At 73.6% G+C, this 15,483-nt stretch carries 14 protein-coding genes; 7 read left to right on the forward strand and 7 right to left on the reverse strand.

Annotated features, from left to right (window positions below; translation table 11 throughout):
* Positions 1-447 carry a MaoC family dehydratase N-terminal domain-containing protein gene (locus tag ABIQ69_RS14740; protein ID WP_350347881.1) on the reverse strand — a complete coding sequence of 149 codons (447 nt, stop codon included), beginning with the start codon at positions 445-447 and terminating at the stop codon, positions 1-3.
* A 153-nt stretch (positions 448-600) separates the two neighbouring features.
* On the opposite strand from ABIQ69_RS14740, the gene ABIQ69_RS14745 reads away from it, so the two are divergent.
* The 5 genes from ABIQ69_RS14745 to ABIQ69_RS14765 all read left to right on the forward strand — a co-directional run bounded on the left by ABIQ69_RS14745 (position 601) and on the right by ABIQ69_RS14765 (position 5,791).
* Positions 601-1,452 carry an alpha/beta hydrolase gene (locus ABIQ69_RS14745; RefSeq protein WP_350347882.1) on the forward strand — a complete coding sequence of 284 codons (852 nt, stop codon included), beginning with the start codon at positions 601-603 and terminating at the stop codon, positions 1,450-1,452.
* Positions 1,445-2,059 (forward strand): WHG domain-containing protein, encoded by a 615-nt coding sequence (locus tag ABIQ69_RS14750; protein ID WP_350347883.1) that lies wholly within the window; start codon positions 1,445-1,447, stop codon positions 2,057-2,059. The genes ABIQ69_RS14745 and ABIQ69_RS14750 overlap by 8 nt, the downstream gene beginning before the upstream one ends.
* A 43-nt stretch (positions 2,060-2,102) precedes the next feature.
* Positions 2,103-2,522 (forward strand): metalloregulator ArsR/SmtB family transcription factor, encoded by a 420-nt coding sequence (locus tag ABIQ69_RS14755; protein ID WP_350347884.1) that lies wholly within the window; start codon positions 2,103-2,105, stop codon positions 2,520-2,522.
* A 1-nt stretch (position 2,523) separates the two neighbouring features.
* A complete protein-coding gene (locus tag ABIQ69_RS14760) occupies positions 2,524-3,174 on the forward strand; it encodes an SRPBCC family protein (protein ID WP_350347885.1) in 651 nt (216 codons plus the stop codon).
* A 97-nt stretch (positions 3,175-3,271) separates the two neighbouring features.
* Entirely contained in the window at positions 3,272-5,791 is a 2,520-nt protein-coding gene (locus tag ABIQ69_RS14765) for a carboxypeptidase regulatory-like domain-containing protein (RefSeq protein ID WP_350347886.1), read from the forward strand.
* Positions 5,792-5,899: 108 nt separating this feature from the next.
* Here the strand turns inward: ABIQ69_RS14765 and ABIQ69_RS14770 are convergent, their stop codons facing one another.
* Both ABIQ69_RS14770 and ABIQ69_RS14775 read right to left on the reverse strand, forming a co-directional pair.
* Positions 5,900-6,586, reverse strand: a complete 687-nt coding sequence (locus ABIQ69_RS14770) for a response regulator transcription factor (RefSeq protein ID WP_350347887.1) — start codon at positions 6,584-6,586, stop codon at positions 5,900-5,902.
* Positions 6,579-7,772 (reverse strand): PspC domain-containing protein, encoded by a 1,194-nt coding sequence (locus tag ABIQ69_RS14775; RefSeq protein ID WP_350347888.1) that lies wholly within the window; start codon positions 7,770-7,772, stop codon positions 6,579-6,581. The genes ABIQ69_RS14770 and ABIQ69_RS14775 overlap by 8 nt, the downstream gene beginning before the upstream one ends.
* Before the next feature lie 115 nt (positions 7,773-7,887).
* Between ABIQ69_RS14775 and ABIQ69_RS14780 the strand changes: the two genes are divergently transcribed.
* Positions 7,888-9,459: a PspC domain-containing protein gene (locus ABIQ69_RS14780; protein ID WP_350347889.1), complete on the forward strand. Its 1,572-nt coding sequence runs from the start codon at positions 7,888-7,890 to the stop codon at positions 9,457-9,459.
* 1 nt (position 9,460) lies between these two features.
* Positions 9,461-9,955 carry a hypothetical protein gene (locus tag ABIQ69_RS14785; protein WP_350347890.1) on the forward strand — a complete coding sequence of 165 codons (495 nt, stop codon included), beginning with the start codon at positions 9,461-9,463 and terminating at the stop codon, positions 9,953-9,955.
* 59 nt (positions 9,956-10,014) lie between these two features.
* Here ABIQ69_RS14785 and ABIQ69_RS14790 read toward each other — a convergent pair whose 3' ends face one another.
* From ABIQ69_RS14790 to ABIQ69_RS14805, 4 genes are all read right to left on the reverse strand, one after another.
* Complete coding sequence (locus tag ABIQ69_RS14790; protein WP_350347891.1) at positions 10,015-11,598, reverse strand: APC family permease; 1,584 nt, start codon at positions 11,596-11,598, stop codon at positions 10,015-10,017.
* On the reverse strand, positions 11,595-12,473 hold the full coding sequence (locus tag ABIQ69_RS14795) for a universal stress protein (RefSeq protein ID WP_350347892.1): 879 nt from the start codon (positions 12,471-12,473) through the stop codon (positions 11,595-11,597). The genes ABIQ69_RS14790 and ABIQ69_RS14795 overlap by 4 nt, the downstream gene beginning before the upstream one ends.
* Complete coding sequence (locus tag ABIQ69_RS14800; protein WP_350347893.1) at positions 12,470-13,837, reverse strand: NAD(P)/FAD-dependent oxidoreductase; 1,368 nt, start codon at positions 13,835-13,837, stop codon at positions 12,470-12,472. Before ABIQ69_RS14800 ends, ABIQ69_RS14795 begins: the two co-directional genes overlap by 4 nt.
* Positions 13,838-13,911: 74 nt before the next feature.
* Positions 13,912-15,381 carry an NAD-dependent succinate-semialdehyde dehydrogenase gene (locus tag ABIQ69_RS14805; RefSeq protein ID WP_350347894.1) on the reverse strand — a complete coding sequence of 490 codons (1,470 nt, stop codon included), beginning with the start codon at positions 15,379-15,381 and terminating at the stop codon, positions 13,912-13,914.
* Positions 15,382-15,483: the final 102 nt, after the last annotated feature.

The following is a 15,483-nucleotide window of genomic DNA, read 5'->3' on the forward strand; positions in this document are numbered from 1 at the left end:
TCAGTCCTCCCCGCGTACGACGAGCTGGGATGTCGCGGTCACGACGTGGGCGCCGTCGGCGTCGACGATGTTCGACTCGGCGACCACGATGGAGTGCCCGCCGAGGCTCTTCACGCTGGTCACGGTGAGCGTCGCGGTCAGCTCGTCGCCCGCGACGACCGGGCGGGAGTAGCTGAAGCGCTGGTCGCCGTGCACGACGCGGGAGAAGTCGATGTCGGCGTCGGGCTCGGCGAGCAGCTGGGCGAGCGTGAGCTCCTGCACGACGATCGGGAAGGTCGGCGGGGCGACGACGTCGGCGTGCCCGGCGGCCCTGGCTGCGTCGGGGTCGAAGTGGATGGGGCTGGTCGCGAAGACCGCGCGCGCGAACTCGCGCACCTTCTCACGCCCGACGAGGTACGGCTCGGTGGGGGGCAGGGTGCGCCCTTGGAGCTCGGGGTTCACTGGCACCCCGACAGACTACCGAACGGCGCCGGGGGCGGGCCGGCTGCCCGGCTGGGCGCTGCGGCGTGCGGAGCCGGCGCGGCCGAGGCATCCCGGATGAGATTCGACGACGCCCACTTGCGGTTCGTAGCTAACTGAATTAGCTTTACGGCTATGCGCATGAGCGAAACGATCGAGGTCCGATTCCTGTCGCGGCCCGAGGGTCGCATCTCCTACACCGTCGCGGGCGCGGGCCCGCTCGTGGTCGCCGCACCCGGCATGGGCGACCTGCGCGACTCCTACCGCGACCTCGCCGGGCCGCTCATCGCCGCCGGCTACCGCGTCGCCGTCACCGACCTGCGCAGTCACGGCGACTCGGACACGGGGTTCACCGACTTCAGCGACGCGGCCGTGGCGGGCGACCTGATCGCCCTGGTCCGCGAGCTCGGCGGCCCCGCCGTCCTCATCGGCAGCTCCCTGAGCGGAGCGGCCGCCGCGATCGCCGCCGCGCGCGAGCCGGGCCTCGTCGCCGGAGTCGTCGGGCTCGGCGCCCTGCTGCGCAACCCCGACTCCCCCGCGATCGTCCGGACCGTCATGCCGCTGGTGTACCGCGTGGCGCTGGCCCGCCCCTGGGGAGCGGCGTTCTGGGGCGGCTTCTACCGGTCGATCAACCGCGGCCGCACCGCCCCCTGGCTCGACGAGCACGTCGCGGCGGTCGCCGCCAAGCTCCGCGAGCCGGGGCGGCTCCGCGACCTGCGACGACTCACGCTCGCCCTCGACCACGAGGAGGCCGAACGCGCCCTTCCCGCCGTCCGCGCCCCCATGCTGCAGGTCGTCGGACTCCTCGACCCCGACTTCCCCGACCCGGCCGCCGAGGCGGAGTGGTTCCGCACCCTCGGCGCACGGGTCGTCGAGGTGCCCGAGGCCGGGCACTACCCGCACGCGCAGCGCCCCGACGTCGTCGTTCCCGAAGTCGTCGCCTTCGCCGACGGACTCCGGTCGGGCGACGAGTGGCGGATGCCCCGTGCCTAGGGCGGGGCTCTCGCGCGACGCGGTTGTCGCCGCCGCCCTCGAGTTCGTGGACTCGGCGGGCGTCGACGGCTTCGACCGGCTGACGCTCGCGGCGATCGCCGAGCGCACGGGCGTGGCGGTGCCGAGCCTCTACAAGCACGTCACCGGGCTCGACGAGGTGCGGCGCGGAGTGGCCCTCGGCGCGGTGCAGGCGCTGCGGCGGTCGGTCGACGCCGAGGCCGTGGGGCGCTCGGGCGCGGACGCCTTGGGCGCCGTCGCGCGAGGCATCCGCACGTTCGCGAGGCAGCACCCGGGCTGGTACGCCGCAGTGCAGGTCGCGCCGGCGCTGCGGGCGGCGGCCGAGGCGAGTGGGGGCGGCTGGCCCGAGCGCGAGCTGGCGGAGGAGTCCGACGGGCTCCTCGCCTCGCTCGCGGCAGTGCTCCGCGGGTTCGGACTGCCCGCCGAACGCGAGGTCGACGCCGTGCGGCTGCTCCGATCGGCGGTGCACGGGTTCGTGGCGCTCGAGCTCGGCGGCGGGTTCGGACTGCCCGACGATCTCGACCGCAGTTTCGAGGTGGTGGTCGCGGCCGCGGTCGCGGGCGTCGAACGGCTCTCGGAGTCCGCATAGATTCACTCTTGACTTATATAAGCTTCGAGTGAAACATAGAGCCATGCACGCACTCGATCTCCTGGGCGACCCGGTCCGCCGGCGCATCGTCGAGCTCCTCGCCGACGGCGAGCGCTCGGCGGGCGAGGTGGGCGAGGTCGTGCAGCGCGAGTTCGGCATCAGTCAGCCCGGCGTCTCGCAGCACCTCCGCGTGCTCCGGGAGGCCGGGTTTGCCACCGTGCGCGCCGAGGGCACCAGGCGCCTCTACGCGCTCGACCCTGAGCCGATCGCCGAGGCGGCCCGGTGGTTCACCCCGTTCGAACGGTTCTGGGAGCCGAGGCTCGACGCGCTCGGCACCGAGCTGGCCCGCTCGAAGCGGCAGCGCCGGCTCGCCGCCGAGGCGGCGTCGGCCGGCGGCCCGCCTGACCCGCCCGACGACGACGGCGGCCCCCGCACCCGCGATTCCGAGATGAAGGAGACCTGACATGGACATCCGAGCCCAGCTCGACGCCGCCGACCGCGGCATCGCCGACGGCGAGCGCGACGGCGAGGCCGTGCGTGTGCAGACCGTCGCCCGCATCTATCCCGCGCCCATCGACGACGTCTGGAGCGCCCTCACCTCGGCCGAGCGCATCCCGCGCTGGTTCCTGCCGGTCTCGGGCGACCTGCGCCTCGGCGGCCGCTATCAGCTCGAGGGCAACGCCGGCGGCACCATCGAGGCGTGCGACGCCCCGAACTCGTTCGCCGCGACGTGGGAGTACGGCGGCGGCGTCACCTGGATCACGGTCCGGCTCAGCGCCCTCGACGACGAGCGCACCCGCGTCGAGCTCGAGCACGTCGCCCGGGTCGCCGACGTGCCCGACGAGATCTGGGAGCAGTACGGCCCGTCCGGCACCGGCATCGGCTGGGACCAGGCGATGCTCGGGCTCGACCTGCACCTGACCACCGGCGAGGTGACCCCCGAGAACGCCAGCGAGTGGGTGATGAGCGACGAGGGGCTCGCGTTCATGCGCGGCAGCGCCGACCGCTGGGCCGCCGCCCAGGCCGCGAACGGCACCGACGCCGCGGTCGCGAACGCCGCGGCCGACGCCACCTACGCGATGTACACCGGCCAGGCGCCCGGCCCCATGGGGTGAGCCCGGCCGCCACCTGGGGAGTCCTGCCCATCGCGTAGTGCAGTCTCCGTTTGTAGCGTCGGAATGCTGCCATTCCCGGCTCGCACGGAAGGACATCATGCAGACGCACGCTCACGGATCCCCGCCCGGCCGGCTCGGCCGGCGCCTTCTCGCCGCCGCAGGCGCCTTCGCGGTGGCGCTCGGCCTCGCCGGCTTCGCCGCACCCGCGAACGCGGCCGAGCCCGAGACGACCGGCTCGATCGCCGGTGTCGTCACCGGCGAGGCAGGGGCGCCCCTCGAGGGCGTCTGGGTGCAGCTGTTCCACTGCGACCCCGACTTCGATCCCACGCAGCAGATCGACTGCTGGAACCTGCTGTGGGGCGAGGGCCAGGACGCCCGCACCGCCGCCGACGGCTCGTTCGCGATCGAGGGCCTCGAGCCCGGCACCTATCGCGCGGCGCTCGGCCCGCAGGCCTCGACCGCACAGTACGTGTACGAGTACTGGGACGGCGCCGCCTCCCTCGAGGGCGCGACCGACATCGTCGTGACCGCCGGCGCCGCGGCCACCATCGCGCCCACCCTGGAGGTCGGCGCGACCGTCTCCGGCACCGTCGTCGACGACGCGGGGGCGCCGGTCGCCGGCGGGTACGTCTACGCGTACCTCACGAGCGATCTGAACAGCACGCGCGGCGGGGCCTCCGTCGCGGGCGACGGCAGCTACACGATCACCGGGCTCCCCGCGGGCGAATACGTCCTGAAGGCCGGTCCCGGCTGGGGCAGCACGACCGAGCTCGTCGACGAGTACTGGCAGGACGTCTACTCGGCCGACGCCGCCACCCGCCTCGACCTCGAGGCCGGTCAGGCGGTCACCGCCGACTTCGAGCTGAACGCCGGCGCGGTCATCGAGGGCACCGTCACCTCGGGCGGCGCACCCGTCGAGGGCGTGGACGTCTCCGCGGTCTACGCCGGCTCGCCCGACCGCTGGGTCGAGACGGTGACCGCCACGACCGCCGCTGACGGCACGTACCGGCTCGCGGGTCTCGAGCAGGCGGACTACGTGGTCGGCTTCTCCGACTTCGACGGCGACCTCGGGCAGCAGTTCTGGCAGGGCGCGGTCGATCGTGCCTCGGCGACGGTCCTCTCGGTCGCCCCGGGCGACGAGGTCGAGGGCGTCGACGCGCAGCTGACCGCGGGCGGCTCGGTCTCGGGCATCCTCACGCAGGGCGCAGCGGGCGCGGCCACGCCTGCCGCGGGCGCGTACTTCGACGTGCTCAGGAAGGACGCCGCAGGCGCCTGGGAGCGCGTGACCTCCGAGCGAGCGGGCGAGGACGGCGGGTACGAGGTCTCGGGCCTGGCGCCAGGCGAGTACACCGTGCTGTCGTACGGCTCGTCGAGCGCGAGCTGGGCGGCGACTTACTACGGCGACGCGTACTACCCCGAAGAGGCGGCGGCCGTGCAGGTCGCGGCGGCGACGGATGCCGGCGACGTCGACGTGCTCACCCGCCCCGGCGTCACGATCGGCGGCAGCGTCATCGATGAGCACGGCGGCCCCGCTCGCGACGCGCGCGTCACGATCCTGTACGAGCGCGCGCCGGGCACCTGGGCCGAGCCGCCGGCCCACGGCGGGTCGGGCGACGAGATCTCCTACCGCGCGGGCGGGATGCCGCCCGGCAACTACGTTGTGAAGTTCGAGGATGTCTCCGGCTCCGCCGATCCGTACGTCACCCAGTACTGGGAGCGTGCGGCGACGCAGGCCGAGGCGACCGTCATCGAGGCGCCGAACGGCGGCGAGTTCTTCGGCATCGACGCGGTCATGAGCCGTACCGAGCCCGAGCCGGAGCCCGCGCCGACGTCGACGCTCACCGGGGTCGCGCAGGTCGGCCAGACGCTCACCGCGAACGCGGGCGACTGGGGCCCCGGTGCCGAGCTCGCCTACCGCTGGCTCGCGGGCGGTCAGCCCGTCGACGGCGCGACCGGCGCGGAGTTCACGCCCGCCGATGCGCAGGCCGGTGCCGCGATCAGCGTCGAGGTCACCGGGACCCGTCCCGGCGCCGAGCCCCTCGTCGCCACCTCGGCCGCGACCGCCGCGGTGCTGCCCCGCTTCGCGGACGTCACCGGCACCACCGGGCACGCGGCGAACGTGGCCTGGGCGGGCGCGAACGGCGTCATCGACGGCGTCCGCGGCACCGACGGGATCGTCCGGTTCGACGCGAAGGCCGCGGCGACACGCGCGACGGTCGCGGTCGCGCTCTACCGCCTCGCTGGCTCACCCGAGTTCGTGTTGCCCGCGACGCCGACCTTCCGGGACGTCCCGGCCGACCACGAGGCGCGCACGGCGATCGAGTGGCTGAAGGCCGAGGGCATCACCTCGGTGACCGGCACGTTCAGCCCGTCGGCCCAGCTCAAGCGGCAGGAGCTCGCGGCGTTCCTCTACCGCGCGGCAGACGTGTCGTTCACAGCGCCCGCGACCGCGACGTTCAGCGACGTGCCGAAGGGTCACGCGTTCTTCACGCCCATCGAGTGGCTGAAGGCCGAGGGCATCACGACGGTGAGCGGCACCTTCGGCCCGACCACCGTCGTCACGCGCGAGCACCTCGCGACGTTCCTCAAGCGGTGGGACGCCGTCACCGCGGAGTGACACCGGCCGGGCTCTCCGGCACCGATGAGCGGATGTCCCGTCGCGGGGCATCCGCTCATCGCGTTCCGGCCCGCTCGCGCGGCGACCGTCGGCGCCGTCGCCCGGTCGTCAGAGCAGGCGGCGCGCCGTCGCCCACGCCGTGAGCTCGTGCCGGCTCGAGAGCTGGAGCTTGCGCAGCACGCTCGACACGTGCGTCTCGACCGTCTTCGTCGAGATGAACAGCGTCGAGGCGACCTCCTTGTAGGCGTAGCCGCGGGCGATGAGCCGCATGACCTCCTGCTCGCGCGCCGAGAGCCGGTCGAGCTCGTCGTCGGCGGCCGCGGTCTCGCCGACCGCCGCGCCGAAGGCGTCGAGCACGAACCCCGCGAGCCTCGGCGAGAACACCGCGTCGCCGCTCGCGACGGCGTGCGCGGCACGGCTGACCTCCGCGCCGGAGGCGCCCTTGGTGATGTAGCCGCGCGCACCGCCCCGGATCACGCCGACGACGTCCTCCGCCTTGTCCGACACGCTGAGGGCGAGGAACCGGGTGTCGGGCACGAGCGGGGCGACGCGTCGCAGCACCTCGGCGCCGCCGGTGACGGTCTGATCGCTGCCGCCCGGCAGGTGCACGTCGAGCAGCACCACGTCGGGCCGCTCGCGCGCGACCACCTCGAGCGCGGACGGCACATCGGATGCCTCGCCGACGACCTCGATCGACGCGTCGAGGTCGGCACGCAGCCCCGACCTGAAGATCGAGTGGTCGTCCACGACGACGACGCGCAGCGGCGCGGCCGCGGACTCGTGCGGGTCAGCCACGGGCGGCCTCCGTCTCGTGTCGCAGGTGCACCTCGGTGCCGGTGCCGTCGGCGCCGCGGCCGACCGTGGCCGACCCACCGGCGCGGCGCATCCGGCCGATGATCGACTCCCGGACGCCGAGGCGGTCGGTCGGGACGTCGGCCGGCTCGAATCCGGGTCCGCGGTCGCGGATGTAGACGTCCACACCTCGCTCCGAGCCCTCGAGGTACACCGAGATCTCGCCGCCCGCGTGCCTGGCCGCGTTCAGCATCGCCTCGCGTGCCGCCGACGCGACGTCGCCGCTCGCGCGCTCGTCGGACATCCCGACGGCGATGACCTCGATCCGCACGGGGTAGTCGAGCTCGAGCGCCGCGGCGAAGTCCCGCAGGTCGGTGGCGAGATCGCTGTCGGCCGGGGCATCCCCGCCGTGCAGCCAGCTGCGGAGCTCGCGTTCCTGGGCGCGCGCCAGACGACCCGCCTCGCTCGACGCGCCCGCCCGGTTCTGGATGAGCGCGAGGGTCTGCAGCACGGAGTCGTGCAGGTGCGCGGCCATCGCGCTGCGCTGCTCGTCGCGGATGCGGCGCACGCGCTCGTCGGAGAGGTCGCGCCAGAGCCGCACGAGCTCGGGCGCGTAGACCAGCGCGACGCCCACGAGCGCCCCGAAGGCGCAGCCGAGCGCCAGCACCGGATCGGCGTCGGCGGCGCGTCCCGCGGCGAGGGCCACCGCGAGGGCGACGAGCGAGACGGTCAACGCGATCCGGACGCCGAACTCGAGCCGGCGGCCCCGCTCGGGGTCGGGCCGGTCGATGAAGCTCGCCCAGGCCCCCGCCGCGACGGCCAGCGCGATGGCGATCACGGCCGGGGCGGTCCAGCGCGGGGACGCGTCGGGCGCGGCCTCGGCGACCGTGGCGAGCGCGATGGCGACCAGCGCCGCGACGACCGCCCCGGCGGTGAGGACGACGGCGACGGGCGCTCGACGCACGATCGCCTGCTCGCGCCGCTCGCCGTCGGGATCGGCCCACGGCGTCAGTGCCCACAGCCAGCCGTACAGCAGCGCACCCGCCCCCGCGAGCAGCGTCGTGGCGACGAAGACGAGGCGCACCACGAACACCGGCCAGCCGAGATGGTCGGCGAGGCCGCCCGCGACGCCCGCGACGTAGCAGTCGCGCCGGCGCACGAGCACGGGAGTCGCCCGCACGGTGCTCATGTCCTCGATCCAAGCACGAGCGAGGTGCCCCCGGCGGGACCGGGACCCGGAATCAGGGTCGGCTCAGGGTGGTTCCCGATGGCGGGGCACCCCGATGCGGCGGGAGCATCGGAACATGGCATCCATTCCGACCCCTCCCGCCCCAGAGGCGCCGCCGCCCCCGCCGCCGCCCGCCGCGCCGGGCGCGGCCCCCGGCACCGGCTTCTTCGACTGGCTCCGATCGCTCGGGGTGCCGAGGCGCCCGGGCTGGATCGGCGGGGTCGCCGCCGGCGTCGCGGCACGGCTCGGCATCGATCCCGTCATCGTGCGGGGCATCCTCGTGGTGCTGGCGCTCTTCGGTGCACCGGCGTTCCTCGCGTACGGCGTGGCCTGGCTGCTCCTGCCCGACGAGCGCGGACGCATCCACCTCGAGCAGACTATCCGCGGCGTGTTCGACAACGCCATCGTCGGCATCGGCATCTTCCTCGTCATCGGGCTCTTCGCGCCGGCGGTCGGCCTGCCCTGGTGGCTCGACGGGTGGGGCTGGGGCTGGGGCGTCGACGGCGACGGCGCGTTCGACGTGCTCCGCGTGCTGTGGATGCTCCTCGTCCTCGGCGGCGTCGTCACCGGGATCTTCTGGCTCGTCACGTGGCTGAGCCGGCGCGGCGCCCCCGGTGCGGCCGCCTCGCCGGGCGCGCCGGCTCCAGGGGATGCCGCGTCCGGGAGTGCAGCCCCCGGCGCTGCGCCGGGGGCGTCGGCCACGACCGCGTCCGCGGCATCCGACGCCGCGACGGCGGCGGCCTCCACCGGCCCGGCTCCGGTCGAGCCGGCCCCGCCGGCGCCGTCGAGCTCGACCGCCGACTACGAGACCTGGAAAGCGCAGCACGAGGCGTGGCGTCTCGAGCTCGACGCGTGGAGGCGGGCTCAGGCCGAAGCGAACCGCCGGGCGCGGGCGCAGATCCACGCCGAGCACCGGGCGAGGGCCGCGGCATACCAGGCCGAGGCCGAGGAGGCCCGGCTGCTCCGGCGCGCGACCCGCCCGCGGACGAGCTTCGCGTACGTCGTCGCGACCTTCGGCGCCGCGATGCTCGCGGGCGCGGTGGCCTCCTTCCTCGCGCTCACCGCCGAGGGGCAGTCACCGTGGGCGCTGCCCATCGGCCTCGCCGCGGCGGCCCTCGTCACCGCACTGTCGATGGTGCTCGCGGGCGTCCTCCGCCGGCGCAGCGGCTTCCTCGCCTTCGTCACCGTGGTGCTGCTGGTCGCGGCGCTCGGCGCCGCCACCGGACCGCGCAGCGAACTCGCCTGGGCGAGCTCCGGCGGCGACGTCAGGTCGGCGACGCTCATCCAGCCCGTCGGGGAGGTGTCGCTGACCCTCGACGAGTCCGTCGCCGAACGCGCCGGCACGCCCGAGATGACCGTCCTCCAGGGCGCCGGCTCGGTGCAGGTCGAGGTGCGCGACGGCACCCGGCTGTCGCTCGACATCGCCTGCGGCTCGTGCTGGGTGGAGCTCGCCCGCGACATCGGCCGCGGCCCGCAGACGTTCGAGGGCGCGCAGCTCACCGCCGCTCGCGACGGCGTCAGCACCCTCCACCGCGAGATCGGCCCCGGACTCGAGACCGGGGTCGCCGACGCGCACCTGGCCATCCGCGCGGGCGCCACCCGCATCGTCGTCGTCGAGGTCGACGGCCCCACCACCGAGGAGCGTTGAGATGACCGACGACACCACCGAGCCGATCACCGGCCGCACCGAGCGAACCGGCGGCGAGCACCCGACGCCGCGCACCGAGCCGGCCGGCGACGACCACCCGACGCGACCGTACGAGGCCGCCCCCGAGACATCCGGCGTGCCCTTCACGCCCTCCTCCCCCGAAAATCCCACCGTGCCGCTCACCCCGCCGGCGGCCGAGGCATCCGCGTCGTCGTCGCCCGCACCCGGCGCGATGCGCGCGGAGGCGCCCGCCGCGCCGCCCGTGCCGCCCGCTGGGCCCCGCATCCGCTGGGCGGGGATCATCTGGGGGCTCGTGTTCGCCGCGATCGCGGGCGGTCTCCTCGCCGTGCTCGGCGACCCCGACCGCCGCGCGGCGGCGACCGACTGGTGGTCGCAGCTCACGCCCGGAGGATTCGCGCTCGTCTTCGTCGTCGCCCTGGGCGCGCTGCTGCTGATCGGCGGACTCGCCGCCCTCGCCCGCCGCGCCGCACGCTGACGCGGAAACGCAGACCGCCCGCCGGGTATCGCCGGCGGGCGGTCTGCGTTCGGGGCCGGTTACGCCTTCGCGACGTCCTTCGACAGCCGCTCGCCGCGGAAGAACTCCGGGCGCTTGATCCGCTGCCACACCATGATGACGACGCCCGTCGCGAGGATCACGATGCCGAGGATGAACACGAGGCCGACGCCGCCGATGTTCGACCCGCTGCCGTACGAGGGGTCCATGCTGTCGATCAGCGTCGTGAAGAACAGCACCGCGAGGATCAGCCCGCCCACGAGCGGCGCGACGAGCCGGAAGAACGCGTTCCGGAAGCTCTGGAACCAGGTCTTCCGGAAGTACCAGACCGCCGCGAACGCCGTGAGCCCGTAGTAGAAGCAGATCATCATGCCGAGGGTGGTGATCGTGTCCCAGAGGACGTCCTCGCTCACGAACCGCATCACCGTGTAGAAGACGGCGGCGACCACGGCCGACACCACGGTCGCGTAGCCCGGGGTGAAGAACCGCGGGCTGACCCGGGCGAACTTCGACGGCAGCGCACCGTAGTGCCCCATCGCCAGGAGCGTGCGCGCCGGCGACACGAACGTCGACTGCAGTGAGGCCGCCGAGCTCGACAGCACCGCGAGCGACATGAGGATCGCGAGCGGGCCGAGGATGGGCCCGGCGAGGTAGAAGAACGCGTTCTCCTGGATCTCGGGATTGCCGAGCCCGACGCCGGAGTCGCCGGTGCCCGCGAACGCGAGCGCCCCCATCGCGACGAAGAGGTAGATCGCCACCACGATGGTGACGGTGAGCGTCGCCGCACGACCGGGGGTCGTGTTCGAGCCCTTCGTCTCCTCGTTCATCGTGAGGGTGACGTCCCAGCCCCAGAACACGAACAGCGAGACCGACAGGCCCGCGACGACGGCGGTGAACGAGCCCACCTCGAGCGGGTTGAACCAGCTGAGCTCGACCTGCGTCGGGTCGAACGCGGTGCCGTTCGCGACGTGCCAGAACGCCGCGACTCCGAAGCCGATCATCACGATCAGCTGGAACCCGACCAGCCAGTACTGCACCTTCTGCGTCGTTTGCATGTCGCGGTACGAGATGAACGTCGCGCCGAGGATGAACACCAGGCAGGTCACCACGTTCACGAACGGGTTGCCGACGAGCTCGGCCAGATCCGGGTTGTTGAACGCCTGCGCGAGCGCGAGGTAGAAGAACTCCACCGCGATGCCCGCGAGGTTCGAGAGCACCACCACCGTCGCGGCGATGAGGCCCCAGCCCGCCATCCAGCCGACCCACGGGCCGAAGGCCCGCGTCGCCCAGGTGAACGAGGTGCCCGAGTCGGGCATCGCCGAGTTCAGCTCGCGGTAGCCGAAGGCGACCAGCAGCATCGGGATGAATCCGAGCAGGAAGATCGCGGGCAGCTGCGTGCCGACCTCGGCCACGGTCGGGCCGAGCGCCCCCGTCAGCGTGTACGCCGGGGCGATGCACGAGATGCCGATGACGATCGCCCCGATGAGCCCGACCGACCCGGCCGACAGGCCCTTCTTCGAGAGGCCGGCGTCGCCGTCGATGGTCGCGCTGGCCTCTGTCAGCGGCGCGTGCGGTTCGGCCGCGGCGGGCGCGGTGCGGGGGGACGGGGCGTCGGGATGCGTCATTGCACGGTCTTTCCGGTGGTGCGGGGTACCACGATCAGCGGCACCGGGAGCTCGCGCAGCATCTTCGATGCCGTCGAGCCGAGGAACAGTCGCGAGGGGGCGGCCAGCCGGCTGGAGCCGACGAGCACGACCTCGCCGGCGTGCCACTCGAGCGCCCGGACGGACTCCTCGATGGTCTCGCCGGTCGCGACCGTGGCGGTCGCCTCGACGCCGGCGGGCAGCGCGGCGCGTGCGTCGTCGAGGAGACGTTCGGCGCTCACCGTGCTCGTGAGCTCGACGAGGTCGGTGTCGACGCCCGAGGGCAGATCGACCGGCACGAGCGAGAGCAGGCGGAGCGGTGCGTGCACGGCCCCGGCGAGCGCGACGGAGGCGTCGAGCACGGGGCCGGGCTTGTCGCCGACCGCTGCGGTCACGCGCGTGACGCCCTGCCCGAGGGCGACCTCACGCGACCCGACGGGGGCGAGCGCGACGGGCACGTCGGAGGAGTGCAGCAGCTCGTTCGCGACCGAGCCGATGCGGGTGCGGCCGAACAGCCCGCCGCGGGCGGCGCCCACGACGATGAGGGCGGCGTCGAACTCGTGCGCCGCCTCGACGAGGCCGGCGGCGAAGGACTCCGCGTAGCGGATGTGCAGCGACTGCGGCACGGTGTCGCCGAGACGCGACGACGCCTCGGCGAGCCAGCCCTGCGAGCGCTGCTTCACGAGCCGCTCGTACGCGGGGTCGCGCGGCACGACGCCGCCGCGGGCCTCGATGGGCAGCACCATGACCACCTCGAGCAGCGCCTCCGCGGCCGCCGCGATGCGGGCCGCCAGGGCGAGGGCGTCGGCCCCGGAGTCGTCGGCGGTGTAGCCGACGAGGATGCGCAGGTCGGTCACGAGGTTTCCTCGACGAGGCGGTCGGCGACGAGGCGGCCCATGCGGATAGCCCCGTCGACGTGCTGGTAGCCCTTGCCGGCCAGGTCGGAGCAGGCGAACGAGATCGGGCCGACGGGGGTGCGCAGGTCGGCGCCGTAGCGGGCGAGGCCGCCCATGTCGAAGCTCGCCGCGTACGCGCCGCGGGTCCACTCCTCGCTGCCCCAGTCGCTCTCGTAGTAGACGACGGGGTTCAGCGCCTCGTCGCCGTAGTAGTGCGACAGCGACTCGAGGATGCGCGCCTTCCGCTCCTCGGCCGAGAGGGCGAACACGCCGTCGGCCTCCTCGTCGGAGACGAACCCGACGAGCGTGCCGCGCGGGTCGCCGTGCAGCGTGTTGTCGTAGGCCTCGTGGCACAGCTCGTACGGGCTGAACGCCGTGCCAGAGAGCCCCTGCTCACGCCAGAACGGCGTCTCGTAGACCGCGTGCACCTTGATCACGAAGCCCATCGACAGGTGCTGGTGCAGCTGCTGCTGCCGGCGGGGCAGCGGCGGCTCGTACGAAATACGGCTGTAGAGCACGGGCGCGAGGGCGAGCACGACGCGCTGCGCGTGCACTTCGAGCGAGTCGGTGACGACGGCGACGCCGCGCTCAGGGGCATCCGGCGACCAGCGGATCGTGCGCACCGGCTGACCCAGCCGCACCGCGTCGCCGAGGCGCTCCGCGAGGCGCAGCGGCACCTGCTGCAGGCCGCCGACGACGCGCTTGTCGAGGATGAAATCGGCGTCGACGAGGTTCGAGAACGAGCCCGCGGAGGCCGCCATGAGCAGCGCCTGCAGGGCGGAGAACGCGTGCGCGGGCTTGGTCAGCATGGCGCCGGCGATGAACATGCCGATGTTCAGCCGCGCCTCCTCGTCGTCGGTCTGCGTCTCGAGCCAGTGCGCGAACGAGATCTCGTCGAGCTCCTTGGCGCGCGGATGCGCCCACGGGGCATCCGGATCGATCTCGGCGACCAACGCATCGAGCTTCTCGATGAGGCCGACGATCTCGTTCTCCGTCGGCGCCGGCACCGGGAAGATGTCGCCTTCGAAGAGCCGCCGCTCGCCGTCTTCGCCGATGTAGACGTTCTCGCCCTCGCGGTAGCGCGAGTAGGTCTCGAGTCCCAGCTCGTCGAGGGTCTCGATGAGCGCGTCCTGGTCGGGCGAGACCCACTGGCCGCCGATCTCGAGCGTCGCCCCATCGATGTCGTCGGTCCAGAGCCGGCCGCCGACGCGGTCGCGGGCTTCCAGCACGACGACCGAGCGCCCCGCCTCCTTCAGCCGGGTGGCCGCGGTGAGGCCGGCGGCGCCGGCGCCGACGATGACGACGTCGCAGTCGATGCGTTCCATGGGTGGTGCTGCTTTCTCGGTTGGGATGCGGGCGCGCCGCAGCGGCGGCGCACCCGGTGAACGGATGCCCCGGCTCAGGCGACGGGGATGAGGGTGTACTTCGTGTCGAGGTACTCGTGGATGCCCTCGAACCCGCCCTCGCGGCCGATGCCCGACTGCTTCACGCCGCCGAAGGGGGCCGCCGCGTTGGAGACGAGGCCCGTGTTCAGGCCCATCATGCCCGTCGCGAGCCGGTCGATCATGCGGTGCCCGCGCGCCAGGTCCTGCGTGAACACGTAGGAGATGAGGCCGTACTCGGTGTCGTTCGCGAGGCGCACGGCGTCGTCCTCGGTGGAGAACGTGGTGATGCCGAGCACCGGGCCGAAGATCTCCTCCTTCAGCAGGCGTGCGGTGGCCGACACGTCGCCGAGCACCGTCGGCGCGTAGAACGAGCCGGCGCCGTCGATCGGCGCGCCCCCGGTGAGCACCTTCGCGCCCTTGTCCACGGCGTCCTTCACCAGCTCGTCGGTCGAGGCGACGGCCTTGTCGTCGATCAGCGGGCCGATCGTGATGCCGTCCTCGGTGCCGCGTCCGACGCGCATGTCCTGCACCCGCGCCGCGACGCGGCGGGCGAACTCCGCGGCGACCGACTCGTGCACGATGAACCGGTTCGCGGCCGTGCAGGCCTGCCCGATGTTGCGGAACTTCGCGACCATCGCGCCGTCGACGGCCGCGTCGAGGTCGGCGTCCTCGAAGACGACGAACGGCGCGTTGCCGCCGAGCTCCATCGACGTGCGGAGGATGCCCTGCGCCGCCTGCTGCATGAGGCTGCGCCCCACCTCGGTGGAGCCCGTGAAGCTGAGCTTCCGCAGCCGCGGGTCGGCGATGATCGGGCCCGACAGGGCCGACGACTTCGACGTGGTCACGACGTTCACGACGCCCTTCGGCAGCCCGACCTCCTCGAGCAGCTGCACGAAGGCGATGGTCGTGAGCGGCGTCAGTGCCGCCGGCTTCACGACGACGGTGCAGCCGGCCGCGAGCGCCGGCGCGATCTTCCGGGTCGCCATCGCGAGCGGGAAGTTCCACGGCGTGATGAAGAACGACGGGCCGACCGGGCGCTGCGAGACCACGATGCGCCCCGTGCCCTCGGGGTTCAGGCCGTAGCGGCCGTGCACGCGGACGGCCTCCTCGCCGAACCAGCGGAGGAACTCGCCGCCGTAGTTCACCTCGCCGCGCGCCTCGGCGAGGGGCTTGCCCATCTCGAGGGTCATGAGGAGCGCGAACTCCTCCTTCCGCGCCATCAGCGTGTCGAACGCGCGGCGGAGCAGCTCGGCCCGCTCGCGCGGCGCCGTCGCGGCCCACGCGTCCTGCGCGGCGACCGCGGCGTCGAGCGCCCGGATCCCGTCGGCCGGCGAGGCATCCGCGATCTCCTTGATGACCTCGCCGGTGGCGGGGTCGGACACCGTCATGGTCTTGCCGCCTTCGGCGTCGACCCACTCGCCGCCGATGTAGAGGCCGGTGGCGACCCGGTCGAGGACCTCGGATTCCTGCGTTGCGGTGGTCATGGCTGCCTTCCGTTTCCGTTCGGTGCGACGTGCGTTCGGTGCGATGTGCGGTTCGTGTCGATCTGCGGTTCGTGCGGTGGATGGATGCCCCGGCGGGGCAGG

The sequence above is a fragment of the Agromyces sp. G08B096 genome, from assembly GCF_040267705.1.
In the GTDB taxonomy this organism is placed as follows: domain Bacteria; phylum Actinomycetota; class Actinomycetes; order Actinomycetales; family Microbacteriaceae; genus Agromyces.